The 17,160-nt window shown below is 62.4% G+C and carries 14 protein-coding genes; 8 read left to right on the forward strand and 6 right to left on the reverse strand.

The annotated features are described in order from the left end of the window. Positions 1-10 precede the first annotated feature (10 nt). Positions 11-619, reverse strand: coding sequence for a methylthioribulose 1-phosphate dehydratase (locus tag KB892_RS18485; RefSeq protein WP_002894164.1), 609 nt, complete (start codon positions 617-619; stop codon positions 11-13). 451 nt (positions 620-1,070) lie between these two features. Here KB892_RS18485 and codB point away from each other — a divergent pair, with 451 nt between their 5' ends. The 7 genes from codB (at position 1,071) to KB892_RS18520 (ending at position 9,590) form a co-directional block, all read left to right on the forward strand. After that, complete coding sequence (gene codB / locus KB892_RS18490; protein ID WP_002894162.1) at positions 1,071-2,333, forward strand: cytosine permease; 1,263 nt, start codon at positions 1,071-1,073, stop codon at positions 2,331-2,333. Then, positions 2,330-3,565, forward strand: a complete 1,236-nt coding sequence (locus KB892_RS18495; protein WP_002894159.1) for a PucR family transcriptional regulator — start codon at positions 2,330-2,332, stop codon at positions 3,563-3,565. Before codB ends, KB892_RS18495 begins: the two co-directional genes overlap by 4 nt. After that, entirely contained in the window at positions 3,562-4,800 is a 1,239-nt protein-coding gene (codA, locus tag KB892_RS18500) for a cytosine deaminase (RefSeq protein ID WP_002894156.1), read from the forward strand. The genes KB892_RS18495 and codA overlap by 4 nt, the downstream gene beginning before the upstream one ends. 145 nt (positions 4,801-4,945) lie before the next feature. Then, the gene (locus KB892_RS18505) at positions 4,946-5,896 is read left to right on the forward strand and encodes a LacI family DNA-binding transcriptional regulator (protein WP_014342939.1); all 951 of its coding nucleotides are present in this window, start codon (positions 4,946-4,948) and stop codon (positions 5,894-5,896) included. Positions 5,897-6,017: 121 nt separating this feature from the next. Continuing rightward, positions 6,018-6,827, forward strand: coding sequence for an inositol monophosphatase family protein (locus tag KB892_RS18510; protein WP_004151655.1), 810 nt, complete (start codon positions 6,018-6,020; stop codon positions 6,825-6,827). A 110-nt stretch (positions 6,828-6,937) separates the two neighbouring features. After that, the gene (locus tag KB892_RS18515; RefSeq protein ID WP_002894151.1) at positions 6,938-8,296 is read left to right on the forward strand and encodes an MFS transporter; all 1,359 of its coding nucleotides are present in this window, start codon (positions 6,938-6,940) and stop codon (positions 8,294-8,296) included. A 25-nt stretch (positions 8,297-8,321) separates the two neighbouring features. Then, entirely contained in the window at positions 8,322-9,590 is a 1,269-nt protein-coding gene (locus KB892_RS18520) for a histidine phosphatase family protein (RefSeq protein WP_004151656.1), read from the forward strand. A 60-nt stretch (positions 9,591-9,650) separates the two neighbouring features. On the opposite strand, the gene mtnA is transcribed toward KB892_RS18520, so the two are convergent. Further along, positions 9,651-10,679, reverse strand: a complete 1,029-nt coding sequence (gene mtnA, locus KB892_RS18525) for an S-methyl-5-thioribose-1-phosphate isomerase (protein ID WP_004147545.1) — start codon at positions 10,677-10,679, stop codon at positions 9,651-9,653. Positions 10,680-10,780: 101 nt separating this feature from the next. On the opposite strand from mtnA, the gene mtnK reads away from it, so the two are divergent. After that, positions 10,781-11,980, forward strand: coding sequence for an S-methyl-5-thioribose kinase (gene mtnK / locus KB892_RS18530; protein ID WP_004151657.1), 1,200 nt, complete (start codon positions 10,781-10,783; stop codon positions 11,978-11,980). A gap of 213 nt (positions 11,981-12,193) precedes the next feature. On the opposite strand, the gene KB892_RS18535 is transcribed toward mtnK, so the two are convergent. From KB892_RS18535 to KB892_RS18550, 4 genes are all read right to left on the reverse strand, one after another. After that, a complete protein-coding gene (locus tag KB892_RS18535; protein WP_002894038.1) occupies positions 12,194-13,435 on the reverse strand; it encodes an LVIVD repeat-containing protein in 1,242 nt (413 codons plus the stop codon). Between the two features lie 101 nt (positions 13,436-13,536). Further along, positions 13,537-14,601: a sugar ABC transporter substrate-binding protein gene (locus KB892_RS18540; RefSeq protein ID WP_002894036.1), complete on the reverse strand. Its 1,065-nt coding sequence runs from the start codon at positions 14,599-14,601 to the stop codon at positions 13,537-13,539. Positions 14,602-14,621: 20 nt separating this feature from the next. Continuing rightward, on the reverse strand, positions 14,622-15,620 hold the full coding sequence (locus KB892_RS18545) for an ABC transporter permease (protein ID WP_002894035.1): 999 nt from the start codon (positions 15,618-15,620) through the stop codon (positions 14,622-14,624). After that, positions 15,617-17,119 (reverse strand): sugar ABC transporter ATP-binding protein, encoded by a 1,503-nt coding sequence (locus KB892_RS18550; RefSeq protein ID WP_004151659.1) that lies wholly within the window; start codon positions 17,117-17,119, stop codon positions 15,617-15,619. The genes KB892_RS18545 and KB892_RS18550 overlap by 4 nt, the downstream gene beginning before the upstream one ends. Positions 17,120-17,160: the final 41 nt, after the last annotated feature.

A 17,160-nucleotide genomic window follows, 5' to 3' on the forward strand; every position in this document is an offset into this window, starting at 1 on the left:
CTGCTCCGGCTCAGGGCTCGTAGCGGCGGCGCATCAGCTCGCACTCGAACAGGAACTCCAGCCCCTCCAGTTGACGGCGGGCCTCCTGAATATCTTTCCCCCAGCAGGTCAGGCCGTGGCCGCGCAGCAGAAAGCCGTAGCGCAGCGGGCGCGTTTGCGCATAATCGGCAATCCGCGCCGCCAGGGCGTCAATATCCTGGTCATTATCGAAGATGGCGATCGGAACAGTATCGAGATGGCTATGCTGCCCGCTAAGGGTTTTCTGCATTTCATACCCCTGCAGCGCCAGCGTGTCGCTTTTTTCGATGCGCGACAGCACAGTGGCGTTGACGGTATGCACATGCAGCACCACGTTGGCTTCCGGGAACAGGCGATACACCAGGGTGTGCAGACCGGTCTCGGCCGACGGCTTCCGTCCGGAAGGCGCCTGGTTGGTGGCGATCTCAACCTGCAGAAAATCCTCGGTTGTCAGGCTGCCTTTGTCGCGGCCCGACTCGCTTAGCCAGCACCAGGTATCATCCTGACGCACCGACATATTGCCGCCGGTCGCCGGCGCCCAGCCTTTCGCGCCGATCCAATGACAGGTGGTGACCAGTTGCGCGAGTCTTTCTTGCCACATAGCAGTTCCTTAGGTTAGCGATGATTTATTTAGCCGTCTAAATGGCTATTTATCCGATACTAACACCGCTAACCGGAGGGGACAATATTTCAGGAAACACACACAAGACAAATGGTTATATCATAAAAGCATATTAAATAACCTTTATTCACAGTGATTTAACCAACCGTTTTCAGTACACCACTATTCTCCACTACTCTCTGGCCAAAAACAGGCGGATCGTCCTGGCTAAAATTCTCCTCCGGCGCCAGGGATGCGCTCACCGCCCTACTCTGCCCTGGACTGGTGCAAAACCTGGCAGGATGCACAGTAGAATGGCATTACCCCTCCTGGATCCTTCAATAACTGTGCATGTTGCACACCGCGCGCTATTCCCCGTGCCCGGTTTTTCCTGGCACATCTCTTGCTACTTCCGGCTATCACCGCCCATCTACCAGCCAGAGGTTCCAGGATGTCAAACAGCAATGATTTTCCCCTCGTCGAAGCGCCCGCCGCCGGACGCAAAGGCGTATTTTCCATCGCCATGGTGTTGTTCAGCTTTACCTTTTTCACCGGCACGATGTTCGCCGGCGGTAAACTCGGCGTCTCCTTTTCCATCGTCAATCTGCTGTGGATAGCCGTCATCGGCAACGCCTTGCTGGCCCTCTATGCCGCGTCGCTGGGCTGGATCGCCGCGCGCAGCGGCCTGAATACGGTGCTGATGGGCCGCTTCTGCTTCGGGGAGATTGGCAGCAAGCTGGCCGATTTTATTCTTGGCTTTGCCGAGCTGGGCTGGTACGCCTGGGGCACCGCCACGGTCGCTATCTCGTTGGTGAAGATCCTCGCTCTGCCCGAGGCGCTAACCCAGCCGTTGATGGTGCTGTTTGGTATTCTGTTCTGCGTCACCGCGCTGGTGGGCTACAAGGGGCTGGACGCGCTGTCGCGCCTGTCGGTGCCATTGATGTTTGTGCTGCTGATGGTCTCCATGTATCTGGCGCTGCACCACGCCGGCGGCTGGCAGGCGATGACCCGTATTGCGCCGAGCGACACCATGACCTGGTCGGCGGCCATCACCATGGTCTTCGGCACTTTCGCCAGCGGCGCCACCCAGGCGACAAACTGGACCCGGCTGGCCAACTCCAGCCGGACCGCCATTCTCGCCAGCATGGGCAGCTTCCTCATCGGCAACGGGCTGATGATCGTCGCCGGCGCCTGGTGCGCTATCGTCTATCAACAGGCCGATATCGTTGAAGTGCTGATCCTGCAGGGGCTGTCGGTGGCCGCGGTGATCATGCTCTGTCTCAACCTGCTGACCATCCAGGGCCCCACCATCTATAACGTCTCCGCCGCCGCCTGCCATCTGCTGCGCAGCGAACGTCGCCGGACGCTGACCCTCGCCGCCGCCGGGGTGGGCATTGTGCTGGCCATTGGCGGGATGTACGAAATGCTGATCCCCTTCCTCGTGCTGCTGGGCAGTATTATTCCGCCCATCGGCGGGGTGATCCTCGCCGACTACTGGTTCGCCCGCGGCGGGCGCTATCCCCTGCTGCAGAACGCCCGCCTGCCGCGTTTTAACTGGCTGGGACTCGGCGCCTACGCCGCCGGCGCGGTGGTGGCCTATCTTTCGCCGTGGATCGCGCCGCTGGTGGGGATCTCCGTTTCCGCGCTGGTCTATATCGCCCTGACTCTGCTAAGCAAACGCCAGCCTGCCGCCGTCGCGGAGCAGGAGCCATGAGCCTGACGGTCAGCGAACTGCTGGCCCTTGAGGGACTCTCCGCCCTGCGTCTGCGGGCGGGAAAGCAAGGGCTGCAGCGGGCCGTACGCTGGTACTATGTGGCGGAAAATGAACATATCGCCGAGTGGATCATGGGCGGCGAGCTGGTGTTTATCACCGGCATCAACCATCCCCGGGATGAAGCCAACCTGATCCAGTTGCTGATGGAGGGCAAACAGCGCGGCATCGCCGGGATGGTGATCCTCACCGGCGAGGCCTATATCCACGCCATTCCCGCCACGCTGATCGCCCTTGCCGACGAGCTGGGCATGCCGCTGATCGAGCAGCCCTACCTGCTGAAGATGGTGATTGTCACCGAGCGCATCGGCACCGCGCTGGTCCGCAGCGAAAACGTCCTGCAGTCGCAGCGCGACATTCTGATGCAGCTGGTCACCGGCGACTATCCGGACCTGCAGATGCTCCATCAGCGCGCCCTGCACCAGCAGCTCGATTTTACCCGTCCGCTGCGGCTGGCGGCGCTGCGTCTGGAGGGGTTGTCCCGCCTGTTTCGCCAGTTCCCGCCCGAGCAGGCCGAAGCCTGGCTGCTGCAGGCCCACCGCAGCGTGCGTCAGCAGCTGCAGCAGCAGCTCAACCAGCAGGGCAATTCCTTTCCGCTGCTGGAGCGCAGCAACATGTTCCTTTTCCTGCTGCCGGATGAGGAGGGGGAAGGCTTTCAGCAGAAAAAATGGCTACAGCAGTGGCTGCAGGCGCTGGCGGACGGAGAGGAGAGTTTGTCGCTGCTCTGCGGCCTCTCCGCGCCGGTCAGGCAGCTGCAGGGTTACCCGCGGGCGCTGTCGCAGGCGCGCCAGGCGCTGGATCTGTGCGATACCCTGCGGCCAACCCAGCGCATCAGCGACTATCAGCAGCTGGGGTTTATCAAACTGCTGTCCGCGGTCAGCGACCCGGCGCTGCTCAACGATTTTATGCACGACACCCTCGGCTGCCTGATCGAGCCGGGCCGTAAAGCGCCGTGGCTGCTGCTGGAGACCCTCGAGACGCTGCTGCAGGAGAACGGCAACGTGGTGCGGGCCGCCGACCGGCTGGGTCTCCATCGCAACACGTTGCATCAGCGCATCCAGCGCATTGAAAAACTGACCGGCTACCCGGTCAGCCACCCTCAGTTTCATCTCAACGCCTCGGTCGCGCTGGTGATCTGGCGTTTATCGCAAAACCATTTACAGGACCCACCATGAAAATTATTAACGCTCGCCTGCGCCGCCAGGAGGCGCTGTTTACCCTTGACCTGCAGGACGGGATAATTCACCGCATCACCGCCCAGGCCGCGATGCAGACTGCCGACGCCGGGGCTATCGACGCCCAGGGCCGGCTGGCGATCCCGCCCTTCGTCGAGCCGCATATCCATCTTGACGCCACCCTCACCGCGGGTGAGCCGGAGTGGAACCGCAGCGGCACCCTGTTTGAAGGCATCACCCGCTGGAGCCAGCGCAAAGCGAGTATTACCCCGGAGGACACCCGCCAGCGGGCGCTGAAAACCATCGGCATGCTGCGCGATTTCGGGGTCCAGCACGTCCGCACCCATGTGGATGTCACCGACCCGTCGCTGGCGGCCCTGCAGGCGCTGCTGGCGGTGAAACAAGAGGCCGCCGATCTCATCGATCTGCAGATTGTCGCCTTTCCGCAGGAGGGAATCGAATCGTATCCCAACGGCCGGGAGCTGATGACGCGCGCCATCGAGATGGGCGCCGACGTGGTGGGCGGCATTCCGCACTATGAGAACACCCGCGACAAAGGGGTCAGCTCGGTGATGTTTTTGATGGACCTCGCCCAGCGCTACGGCCGCCTGGTGGATGTCCACTGCGATGAAATCGACGATCCGCAGTCGCGTTTCCTCGAAGTGCTGGCGGAGGAGGCGCGGGTGCGCGGCATGGGGGCCCAGGTCACCGCCAGCCACACCTGCGCGATGGGCTCTTATGATAACGCCTACTGCTCAAAGCTGTTTCGCCTGCTGAAAGCCTCGGGCATCAACTTCATCTCCTGCCCGACCGAAAGCATTCATCTGCAGGGCCGGTTTGACAGCTGGCCGAAACGGCGCGGCGTCACCCGGGTGGCGGAGCTGGATCGCGCCGGCATCAACGTCTGCTTTGCCCAGGACTCGATTCAGGATCCGTGGTACCCGCTGGGGAACGGCAATATCCTGCGCATTCTGGATGCCGGGCTGCACATCTGCCATATGCTCGGCTATGACGATCTGCAGCGCTGTCTCGACTTCGTCACCGACAACAGCGCCCGGGCGCTGTGTCTGGGCGATAACTACGGCCTCGCCGAAGGCCGCCCGGCGAACCTGCTGATCCTCGATGCGGAAAACGACTACGAGGCCGTCCGCCGTCAGGCACGGGTGCTGACCTCCATTCGCCACGGCAAGGTGATTTTGCAGCGTGAGGTGGAGCACATCCGCTACCCGGCATAGGGCGCAAGGCGCTGCGCGACGACGCCTTTCTGTGATACCTTTTCAGGCAGTGTGCGTGACCGACGCCCGCCCGGGCGTCGGCATCCTGGAAAACAGACGGCGCGAAACGACGATGAGCGATAAAAAATGGATTAAGGCCGAGGACGTGGCCAGACTGGCCGGCGTCTCGCGCTCGGCGGTCTCCCGCACCTTCACCCCCGGCGCCTCGGTGTCGGAGAAGACCCGGCAGAAGGTGCTGAGCGCCGCGGAAGCCCTGGGCTATCAGGTGAATATCATCGCCCGGACGATGATCACCGGCAGCAGTAATTTTATCGGCATCGTCACCGCCGGTTTCGACAACCCGTTTCGCAGCAAACTACTGGCGCCGCTGGTCCATCAGCTGGCGCTCAATGGCTTTATGCCGCTGCTGATGAACGCTGACGATCCGCAGCAGCTCGCCCCCTCGCTTAAACAACTGCTGAGCTATCACGTCGCCGGGGTGATCATCACCTCCGGCGCGCCGCCGCTGTCGCTGGCGGAAGAGTATCTGGCGCGCAAGATCCCCGTCACCCTGATCAACCGCCATGCGGACCTCGCCGGCTGCGACCGGGTGTGCAGCGATAACGCCCAGGGAGCGAAGCTGGTGGCGGATCTGTTCAGCCGCCGAGGCTGGCGGCAGGTTGGCTTTATTGGCGAAAATCGCGAGAACTTCAGCACCCGCCAGCGCTATGAGGCTTTTATCGCCCGGACGTCGGATATGGCGGTGAGCAGCCGCTTCTGCGACAGCGGCGGCTATCAAGCCGGCTACCAGGCTGCCAGAGAATTGGTTGCTGAAAACCCCGGGATGCAGGCGCTGTTTTGCGCCACCGATATGCTGGCGCTGGGCGCCCAGGACGGCCTGCGGGACGCCGCCGCCCCGCTGCCGGCCATCGTCGGCTTTGACGATATCCCGCAGGCGGACTGGCAGCCCTATCAGCTCACCACCGTTCAGCAGAATACCGCCCTGCTGGCCCACCACGCGGTGGATTTGTTAATGACGCGGATCGCCCGCTTCAGCCTGCCCTCGCGCCATCGCGAAGTGCCGGTGAAACTAATTGTTCGTCATAGTGCGAAATGAAAAAATCATTTTATGCTGGAGCGATCACAGAATCTTCTGCGAAACCCGGCCACACTCATTCGGCCCTTCGGGGCTGTTTTTTTCACGCAAAATGCACACGTGTGCAAAATAGGGAGTCACTATGCAATCTCAGGAATCAGAAGCGCTACAGGCCCGCTACCGTCTGGCCTGCGAGCTGGCGAAAGCGGGGGCTGAGCTGGCGTTTGAATACTATCAACAGCGCGAGGCGTTGACTGTCGACCATAAGGGCGACGACCTGCAGGATGTGGTCAGCGTGGCCGATAAGCGGGTGGAGGCCTTTGTCAAACAGCGCATTCAGAGCGCGTTTCCGGAGGATGGTTTTCTCGGCGAAGAGAGCGGCGCTCGCCTGCCCGACGCGCGAGTGCTGTGGGTGGTCGACCCCATCGATGGCACCAGCTGTTTCCTCAACGGCCTGCACACCTGGTGCCTGTCGCTGGCGATCGTCGCCGACGGCGAACCGGTCATCGGCGTGGTCTACGACCCCAACCATCGGGAGCTGTTTCACGCCCTGCGGGGCCATGGCGCCTGGCTCAACGACGCTCCGATCCGTCCGCACCCGGCGACGACGGTCAAAGAGGGCGTGATGGGCGTCGGCACCTCGCATCGCGTCACCCCGGCGGACTTTCTGCCGTTTCTGCAGGCGCTGCTCAGCGACGGCGGCATGTTTATCCGCAACGGCTCCGGGGCGTTGATGAGCGCCTGGGCGGCGGCGGGCCGGTTGATTGGCTACTACGAGCCGCACATGAACCCGTGGGACGCCCTGCCGGGGCTGGTGCTGATGCGCGAAGCGGGCGGCGCCAGCAACGATTTTCTGGCGCAGGAGGGGATCCAGCGCGGCAATCCGCTGCTGCTGGCCAGCCCAACGCTCTACCCGCAGCTGAAAAAGATGATCCCACAACCATTACATTAACCCTTACGGGTCAGGCTATTTCTGATTATGTACTCTACACAGTAACGATAACTTCATTCACGGACGAACCACATCAATCAGTCAGGCCTCCGACCTGCGGAGAACCACCTATGTCTGGAATTATCGCTTTTTTCCGGGCGTCGCCGCCGAAAGCGGGCGCCGCGTTTGATGAACACCGTTTTCGCCGGGTGCGCTGGCAAACCTTTATCGCCATGACCCTGGCCTACGTCACCTTTTACGTCTGCCGGTTATCCTTCACCGTCGCCAAAAGCGCGCTGGTGGAGCTGGGGATCACCCCGACGGAGCTCGGCATGATCGGCTCTACCCTGTTCTTCAGCTACGCCATCGGCAAACTGGTCAATGGTTTTATCGCCGATCACGCCAACGTGGTGCGCTATATGAGCCTCGGTTTATTGCTCAGCGCCGGGATGAACCTGATGATGGGGATGACCACCAACGCCCTGCTGCTGGCCATCTTCTGGGGGATCAACGGCTGGGCGCAGTCGATGGGCGTCGGCCCCTGCGCGGTCTCGCTGGCGCGCTGGTACGGCGTTAAGGAGCGCGGCACCTTCTATGGCATCTGGTCGACGGCGCATAATATCGGCGAGGCGGTGACCTATATGGTGATCGCCGCGGTGATCGCCGGGTTTGGCTGGCAGATGGGCTACCTGTCCACCGCCGCGCTCGGCGCCGCCGGCGTGGTGCTGCTGGTGCTGTTCATGCACGATTCGCCGCAGAGCAGCGGCTTCCCGTCCATCAACGTCATCCGCGATGAACCGCAGGAAGAGGTCGAAGCCCGCGGCTCGGTGTTTAAAAACCAGCTGCTGGCGCTGCGTAACCCGGCGCTGTGGACCCTCGCCCTCGCCTCCGCCTTTATGTACATCGACCGCTACGCCGTCAACTCCTGGGGGATCTTCTTTCTGGAGCAGGATAAAGCTTATTCCACCCTGGAGGCGTCCGGGATTATCGGCGTCAACGCTATCGCCGGCATCGCCGGGACCATCATCGCCGGCATGCTCTCCGACCGCTTTTTCCCGCGCAACCGCAGCGTGATGGCCGGATTCATCAGCCTGCTGAACACCGCCGGCTTCGCCCTGATGCTCTGGTCGCCGCACAATTACTACACTGATATTCTGGCGATGATTATCTTCGGGGCCACCATTGGCGCTCTGACCTGCTTCCTTGGCGGGCTGATCGCCGTCGATATCTCTTCGCGCAAGGCCGCCGGGGCCGCGCTCGGCACCATCGGCATCGCCAGCTACGCCGGCGCCGGCCTGGGCGAGTTTCTCACCGGGATCATTATTGATAAAACGGCTATCCTTGAAAACGGCAAAACGCTGTATGATTTCAGCACGTTGGCGCTGTTCTGGGTGGGTACCGGTCTGGGTTCCGCGCTACTCTGTTTTACCACTGCCGCCATCGTCGCCCGGCGCCATGCCGTCGAACGGCAGACCTCGTTCTCCTCATAACCGATTAACGAATAAGGAAGAAGATATGATGCCTGCAAGACATCAGGGGCTGTTACGCCTGTTTATCGCCTGCGCGCTGCCGCTGCTGGCGCTGCAATCTGCCGCCGCCGCGGACTGGCAGCTGGAGAAAGTGGTCGAGCTCAGCCGCCACGGTATTCGTCCGCCGACGGCCGGCAACCGGGAAGCCATCGAGGCCGCCACCGGCCGACCGTGGACCGAGTGGACCACCCATGACGGGGAGCTCACCGGCCATGGCTATGCCGCCGTGGTCAACAAAGGGCGTGCGGAAGGCCAGCATTACCGCCAGCTCGGCCTGCTGCAGGCCGGATGCCCGACGGCGGAGTCGATATACGTGCGCGCCAGCCCGCTGCAGCGTACGCGAGCGACCGCCCAGGCGCTGGTGGATGGCGCCTTCCCCGGCTGCGGCGTCGCTATCCATTATGTCAGCGGGGATGCCGATCCCCTGTTTCAGACCGACAAGTTCGCCGCCACGCAAACCGACCCCGCCCGCCAGCTGGCGGCGGTGAAAGAGAAGGCCGGGGATCTGGCGCAGCGTCGGCAGGCGCTGGCGCCGACCATCCAGCTATTGAAACAGGCGGTTTGTCAGGCCGATAAGCCCTGCCCGATCTTCGATACCCCGTGGCAGGTCGAGCAGAGCAAAAGTGGGAAGACCACCATTAGCGGACTGAGCGTGATGGCCAATATGGTGGAGACGCTGCGTCTCGGCTGGAGTGAAAACCTGCCTCTCAGCCAGCTGGCGTGGGGCAAGATCACCCAGGCCAGGCAGATCACCGCCCTGCTGCCGCTGTTAACGGAAAACTACGATCTGAGTAACGATGTGTTGTATACCGCGCAAAAACGCGGGTCGGTGCTGCTCAACGCTATGCTCGATGGCGTCAAACCGGAGGCGGATCCGAACGTACGCTGGCTGCTGCTGGTGGCCCATGACACCAATATCGCCATGGTGCGCACGCTGATGAACTTTAGCTGGCAGCTGCCGGGCTACAGCCGGGGAAATATCCCGCCGGGCAGTAGCCTGGTGCTGGAGCGCTGGCGCAACGCGAAGAGCGGAGAACGCTATCTGCGGGTCTATTTCCAGGCCCAGGGCCTCGACGACCTGCGTCGTCTGCAGACGCCGGACGCGCAGCACCCGATGCTGCGTCAGGAGTGGCATCAGCCGGGCTGCCGTCAGACCGACGTCGGTACGCTGTGTCCCTTCCAGGCGGCCATCACCGCGCTGGGTCAGCGTATCGACCGGTCATCCGCCCCGGCGGTAGCCATGGTCCTGCCGTAGCGGCGCGGTGTTTGTCCGGGCCCGGGAAAACCTTTTTTTCCAGGCCCGGCACGACGTCCGTTATCCGTTGTCCGGCGCAAACGCCCCGGCGGCGACCTGCGCCGGGGTGACCACCCCGCTGTCCAGCACCCAGCCGCTTATCAGCCCAGCAGGCGTGACGTCGAACGCCGGATTGTAAACGGCGGCCCCCGTCGGCGCCCACTGTACCGCGCCGAAGCTGCCCGCCACTCCGGTCACTTCCGCCGCCGCGCGCTGCTCAATGGGGATCGCCGCCCCGTTCGGGCAATGGCGGTCGAGGGTGGTCTGCGGGGCAGCGACGTAAAACGGGATCTGGTGATAATGGGCCAAAACCGCCAGAGAATAGGTGCCGATTTTATTCGCCACGTCGCCGTTGGCGGCGATACGGTCGGCGCCGACCCACACCGCATCCACCTGCCCCTGCGCCATCAGGCTGGCGGCCATTGAATCGGCGATCAGCTGATAGGGCACGCCCAGCTCGCCCAGCTCCCAGGCGGTTAAACGACCGCCCTGCAGCAGCGGCCGGGTTTCATCAACCCATACGTTGGTCACTTTTCCCTGCCGGTGCGCCAGCGCGATAACGCCCAGGGCGGTCCCTACCCCGGCGGTCGCCAGGCCACCGGTGTTGCAGTGGGTCAGCAGTCGACTGCCGGGCTTCACCAGCGCACTGCCCGCCTCAGCGATGCGGTCGCACAACTGTTTATCTTCTTCGACCAGACGCAAGGCTTCCGCTTCCAGCGCCTGCGGGTAATCCTCCAGGGCCAGCGCCTGCTTCATGCGATCCAGATTATTCATCAGGTTGACCGCCGTCGGCCGCGCCGCGCGCAGCGTCTCCAGCGCCTGCTGGAGTGCATCCCGGTTCAGGCCGCGCTGGGCCAGCAGAGCCAGCAGCAGGCTGGCGGACAGGCCAATCAGCGGCGCGCCGCGCACCCGCAGGGTATGAATATGGTCCACCAGCAGCGCAACGTTATCCGCCGCCAGCCAGCGTTTTTCCTGCGGCAAGGCCTGCTGGTCGAGAATAAAAAGCTGATTTTCACTCACCCGCAGGCTGGTGGTCTGTAATGTCTGCATGTCGTTAAATCCCTGTTGCGTTGTTGTATCACATTGTGTCAGGATGGAATCCAGAAGTATAGACGTCTGAACGGCTTAATCAGAATTCGAGGATCGAGGCAATGTCGCAATACCATACCTTCACCGCCCACGATGCCGTGGCTTACGCGCAACAGTTCGCCGGCATCGACAACCCATCTGAGCTGGTCAGCGCGCAGGAAGTGGGCGATGGCAACCTCAATCTGGTGTTTAAAGTGTTCGATCGTCAGGGCGTCAGCCGGGCGATCGTCAAACAGGCCCTGCCCTACGTGCGCTGCGTCGGCGAATCCTGGCCGCTGACCCTCGACCGCGCCCGTCTCGAAGCGCAGACCCTGGTCGCCCACTATCAGCACAGCCCGCAGCACACGGTAAAAATCCATCACTTTGATCCCGAGCTGGCGGTGATGGTGATGGAAGATCTTTCCGACCACCGCATCTGGCGCGGAGAGCTTATCGCTAACGTCTACTATCCCCAGGCGGCCCGCCAGCTTGGCGACTATCTGGCGCAGGTGTTGTTCCACACCAGCGATTTCTACCTCCATCCCCACGAGAAAAAGGCGCAGGTGGCGCAGTTTATTAACCCGGCGATGTGCGAGATCACCGAGGATCTGTTCTTTAACGACCCGTATCAGATCCACGAGCGCAATAACTACCCGGCGGAGCTGGAGGCCGATGTCGCCGCCCTGCGCGACGACGCCCAGCTTAAGCTGGCGGTGGCGGCGCTGAAGCACCGTTTCTTTGCCCATGCGGAAGCGCTGCTGCACGGCGATATCCACAGCGGGTCGATCTTCGTTGCCGAAGGTAGCCTGAAGGCCATCGACGCCGAGTTCGGCTACTTCGGCCCCATCGGCTTCGATATCGGCACCGCCATCGGCAACCTGCTGCTGAACTACTGCGGCCTGCCGGGCCAGCTCGGCATTCGCGATGCCGCCGCCGCGCGCGAGCAGCGGCTGAACGACATCCACCAGCTGTGGACCACCTTCGCCGAGCGCTTCCAGGCGCTGGCGGCGGAGAAAACCCGCGACGCGGCGCTGGCTTACCCCGGCTACGCCTCCGCCTTTCTGAAGAAAGTCTGGGCGGACGCGGTCGGCTTCTGCGGCAGCGAACTGATCCGCCGCAGCGTCGGACTGTCGCACGTCGCGGATATCGACACTATCCAGGACGACGCCATGCGTCATGAGTGCCTGCGCCACGCCATTACCCTGGGCAGAGCGCTGATCGTGCTGGCCGAGCGTATCGACAGCGTCGACGAGCTGCTGGCGCGGGTACGCCAGTACAGCTGAATGCGCCTGTTTCCCTCACCCCAACCCTCTCCCACAGGGAGAGGGAGCCCCCCCTAAAAAAGTGCTATTTTCGGGGATTGCCCGGCGGCGCTGCGCTTGCCGGGCCTACAAATAGCCGCATAACGGTTTGATCTTGCACTCTTTCGTAGGCCGGGTAAGGCGAAAGCCGCCACCCGGCAGACATGCGAGTACAATTTTGCGTTTACCTTACCCTCACCCCAGATACTCAATCACCGACAGCCCGCCGTTGTAATCGGTGCTGTAGATAATGCCTTGCGCATCGACAAACACGTCACAGGACTGGATCACCCGCGGGCGGCCGGGACGGATATCCATCATTCTCTCAGGCGCAGCCGGCACCAGCGCCCCGGTCTCCAGCGGACGATACGGGTTGGAAATGTCGTAAGCCCGCACGCCGGCATTCTGATACGTGGCAAAAATCAGCGTTGAGCTGACAAAGCTGCCGGGACGATTCTCATGCAGGTTGTGCGGACCGAAATGCGCCCCTTTCGCCACATAATCCGCTTCATCCGGCGGCGGGAAGGTGGCGATGCTCACCGGGTTGGTTGGCTCGCGGATATCAAACAGCCAGATCAGCTTCTCGCCGTCCTCCTGGTTGTCGAGCACCGCTTCATCCAGCACCACCAGCAGGTCACGATCCGGCAGCGGCAGCGCGGTATGCGTTCCGCCGCCGAACGGCGGGCTCCAGTTGCGATGACTAATCAGCCTCGGCTGGGTACGGTCTTTGACATCCAGCAGCGTCAGGCCGCCGTCGCGCCAGCTGCCGTAGGCGGTATCCCCGGCAATAATGGCGTGATGCAGCGCATAGCGTTTGCCCTGCGGCCAGTCCGGTGTTTCACCGCCCGCCTGGTGCATCCCCGGCAGCCACCAGCGCCCGGCCACTTTGGGCTTACGCGGATCGGCCAGATCGATGGTCAGGAAGATGTAGTCGGTAAAACCGTCGATCAGCGCAGACACATACGCCCAGCGCCCGCCGACGTACCAGATGCGGTGAATACCGATGCCGTTAAGCGACAGGAAACTGATTTCCCGCGGCTGCGCGGGAGTGGAAATATCAAAGATGCGCAGCCCGGCGCTCCATCCCTTGTCCTGCACATCGCTGACCGTGTCACCCACCGAGCGGGTGTAGTACACCTTCTCATCAGCAAAACGGGCGTCAGCAAACAGATCCCGGGCGTTGATCACCAGCAGCAGATCGTCATGCGCCTGGAGATGCACGTTCCAGGTGCCCGGCGGCGCGGCAATATAGTTGACGGTGGTGGGCCGGGTCGGATCGCGAACATCGACCACGGAAAAACCCTGCGACACCATATGGCCGATATAGGCGAATCCGCGGTGCACCATCAGCTGCACGCCGTCCGGACGACCGCCCTGATCGCTATGGCCAATCAGCCGCATATTGCGGCTGTATTCGGGGGAAGGTAATGCTGACATAGGGGATCCCTCTCGCCCGGTGGCATGGTTTTCCCCCTCTCCCTACGGAGAGGGCCGGGGCGAGGGCACCAGGCCGCCGCCCACCGCCACCCGGCTTGATTTTATTTGTTCTTCGCTTCCAGCGTCGCGAACCACGGCGCGATAAAGTCTTCGGTCTGGCCCCAGCCAGGGATAATTTTCCCCAGCGACGCCACGTTTACCGCTCCCGGCTGGGCCGCCAGCAGCGCCTGGGGAATCGCTGCCGCCTTGAAGTCGTAGGTGGCTGGCGTCGGCTCGCCGGCGATCTTATTGGCGATCAGCCGCACGTTGGTCGCGCCGATAAGCTTCGGATCCACCGCCACGCTCACCTTCCACGGGCTGCCGGCCTCGCGCATCAGCTGCAAATCCTGGTTGGAAATATCAATGCTGTAGAGTTTGATCTCGGTGCGGCCGTTCTCTTTCAGCGCTTTATAGGCTCCCTGGCTAAAGGCATCCCAGGTGCCCCAGATCGCGTCAATTTTCCCTTTCGGATACTTGGCGAGGATCGCCCCCACCTTGTTGGCAGTGTCGCCCTGCACATCGGATGACACGGCGCCGATCGACTCCAGCTCTTTAATCCCCGGGTTTTGCTTCAGCAGCGTCTGGTAAGCCGCCTGACGGCGCTCCATCGGCGGGAAGCCCGCCACCCACAGCTTGACGATATTGGCCTTACCGTTGAAGTCTTTCACCAGCTGGCCAAAGGAGAGCTCGGTCAGTGAGGCGTCATCCTGCTGGCTGACCGTCACCCCGGGGATCTCACCGCTTACCGCGGTATCGAACACCGCCACTTTGATCCCGGCGTCCACCGCCTTCTTCACCAGGGCGGTGGAATACGGGTCACGCCCCTGGGAGAGAATAATGCCATCGTATTTCTGGCTGATGGCCTGGTTGACGAAGTCCTGGAATTTGGCGTCATCGCCGTTGCTCAGGAAGGTGCTGATTTTGAAACCGAGCTTTTTGCCTTCCTGCAGCGCCCCGGCGACAAACTGGGTGGTGTTATCGTCAGACCCGAGGTTGCGGATCACGGCAATGCGGATCGGGCCGTTGTGTTCGGCAATCGCCGCCGGCACCGGCGTCGGGGCGGTGGCCAGCGCCGCCGTCGACTGCAGCAGACCCAGCGTCATCAGAGAGAGTGCGATCTTTTTCATGCGGTTTACCCTGTAAAATGTTAAGTACGGCGCTGAAAATAGGTCAGTGCCAGCGCGCCAGCCAGCACCAACCCTTTAATAATGTCCATCGCGTAATACGGCACCGAGAGCATCACCAGCCCGTTGGAGAGCACGCCGAGGATCACCGCCCCCACCAGCGTTCCCAGGGCGTTTGGTTTGCCGGAGCCCGCCAGCGAAAAGCCGATCCAGGCCGCGGCCACCGCGTCCATCAGATAGCCGCCGCCGGCGTTGACCTGCGAAGAGCCGATGCGCGAGGCCAGCAGAATGCCGCCGAGCCCGGCCAGCAGCGAGGCAATCACGTATGCTGCGACTTTGTAACGCGTGATCCGCAGGCCGGAGAGCCGCGCCGCCTCCGGGTTGCCGCCGATGGCGTACATCCGCCGTCCGTGGGTGGTGAACGACAGCGCGAGCTGGGCGACCAGCGTCACCACCAGCATGATAATGACGATGGTCGGCACCTGCCCCAGCGCGCCAAAGGCCGCCGGGATAGTACCCTCCGCCATCTCGCCGCTCGGCAGCACCATGTTTTCGGTAATCGACCCACCGTAGCTGTATGTCATTGCCACGCCCTGAATCACAAACAGGCTGGCCAGGGTGGCGAGCATGTCAGGAATGCGCAGAACCACGATCAGAAAGGCGTTAAACAGCCCCACCAGGGTGCAGAGCGCGAGGGTTATCAGAATCGCTTCGGTGGTCCCCAGGCCATGCCAGACAAACAGGGAAATCACCAGCGCGTTAGCCAGCGATGCCGTCGATCCGACGGACAGATCGAAGCCGCCGATGGTGAGGGAAATCGACACCCCAATGGCAATCACCGTCACGATGGCGATCGAGCGCAGAATGTTGATGATGTTGAACGGGTCAAGGAAGTTGTCCGAGGCGAGGCCAAAGACCGCCACCAGCAGCACCACGGTCAGCAACATGCCCCACTTATAGAGAAAATCAAAAAATCGCTGACGGCCCGATACCGTCGCGTTCACTGCCAGGGCCTTGCTCACGCTGCCGCTCCTCCGGTTGAATAATAAAGCAGTGTCTCTTCCCGGGCTTCCGCGCCGGGGATCTCCGCTACGATCCGTCCGTCCCACAGTACGCAGATGCGGTCGCATAAACCGACCAGCTCGGCGAATTCACCCGAGGCATAAATCACCCCTTTGCCTTCCCGCGCCAGACCATCGATCAGCATGAACAGATCGGTTTTCGCTTTCACATCGACCCCTTTGGTCGGTTCGTCAAAAATCAAAACGTTGGCATCACCGCGCAGCCATTTGCCAATGGCCACCTTCTGCTGGTTGCCGCCAGAAAGACGGCGCAGCGTCTGACCGGGACCGGTAGCGCGCACGCCGAGGCGGGCAATCACCTCCTCCGCCCAGCGCCAGGCCTGCCGATGGCCGAACAGGCTCCAGCGCGAAAAGCTGTTATCGGCGCTGACCGCCAGGTTCATCGCGATCGGCTCTTCAATGAAAATGCCCTCTTTGCGTCGCTCCTCCGGGACCAGCGCCAGGCCGCGCCCCACCGAGTCGGCCGGATCGCGCGGTCGCCACGGCTGGCCGTTCAGCTCGCCACGCTGCACCCGGCTTTTGCTGGCGCCGAACAGCGCTTTGCACAGCTCGGTTTTGCCCGCGCCGGCCAGCCCGGCGATACCCAGAATTTCCCCCTTCCGCAGGCGCAGCGAAATATCCTGCAGCAACGCCTCATCATGCAGACCGTCAACCTGCAACAGCACCTCTTCGCCGTGCGGCGGGCGCGGCGGCGGGAAGATATCGCTCAGCTCGTGGCCCAGCATCTTTTCGACGATCTGTTCGCCGCTCAGCGGCCCCATCGGGCCGCTCTCAATCAGCCGCCCGTCGCGCAGCACCGTCAGGGTGTCGCAGATCGCCTTCAGCTCATGGATACGATGCGAAATAAACACCACCCCGATCCCCTGATGCTGCAGACGGCGTACTACCGCAAACAGACGCTCACTTTCATGCTGATCCAACGGCGCAGTGGGTTCATCGAGGATCAAAAAGCGGCAATGGTGCGACAGGGCGCGGGCCAGCAGGATTTGCTGTTTTTCGGCGAGCGTGCAGCTGTCAATGGAGCGCCGGACGTCCAGCGCCACGTCCAGCTGCGCCAGCGCCTCGCGCGCCAGCTGCCGAACCCGCGACCAGCGGAAGGTCATGCCCGGCTCCGCCAGCCTGTCCAGCATAATGTTTTCCGCAATGCTCAGGCCCGGCACCAGCGCCACGTCCACCTCCTGCTGCACCAGGTGGATCCCCAGCTGTTTAGCATCCCGCGGCGAACGAATGGTGACCGGCAGGTTGTTGATCGTCACTTCGCCCTCATAGTGGGCGTGGGTGCCGCACAGCACGGCCATCAGCGTCGACTTACCCGCGCCGTTGGCCCCGGTCAGGGCATGCACCGACCCGCCATGGAGGGTAAAGTCCACCTTGTTCAGCGCCTGAAAGCCGGAGAAGGCCAGGCTAATGTTATGCATCTCAAGGCGATTCGTGCTCATCACTGCTCCCGTGCGGCAATTAATCTTCTGATTTAACGAAT

The sequence above is a fragment of the Klebsiella sp. P1927 genome (genome assembly GCF_018204675.1).
In the GTDB taxonomy this organism is placed as follows: Bacteria; Pseudomonadota; Gammaproteobacteria; order Enterobacterales; family Enterobacteriaceae; genus Klebsiella; species Klebsiella pneumoniae.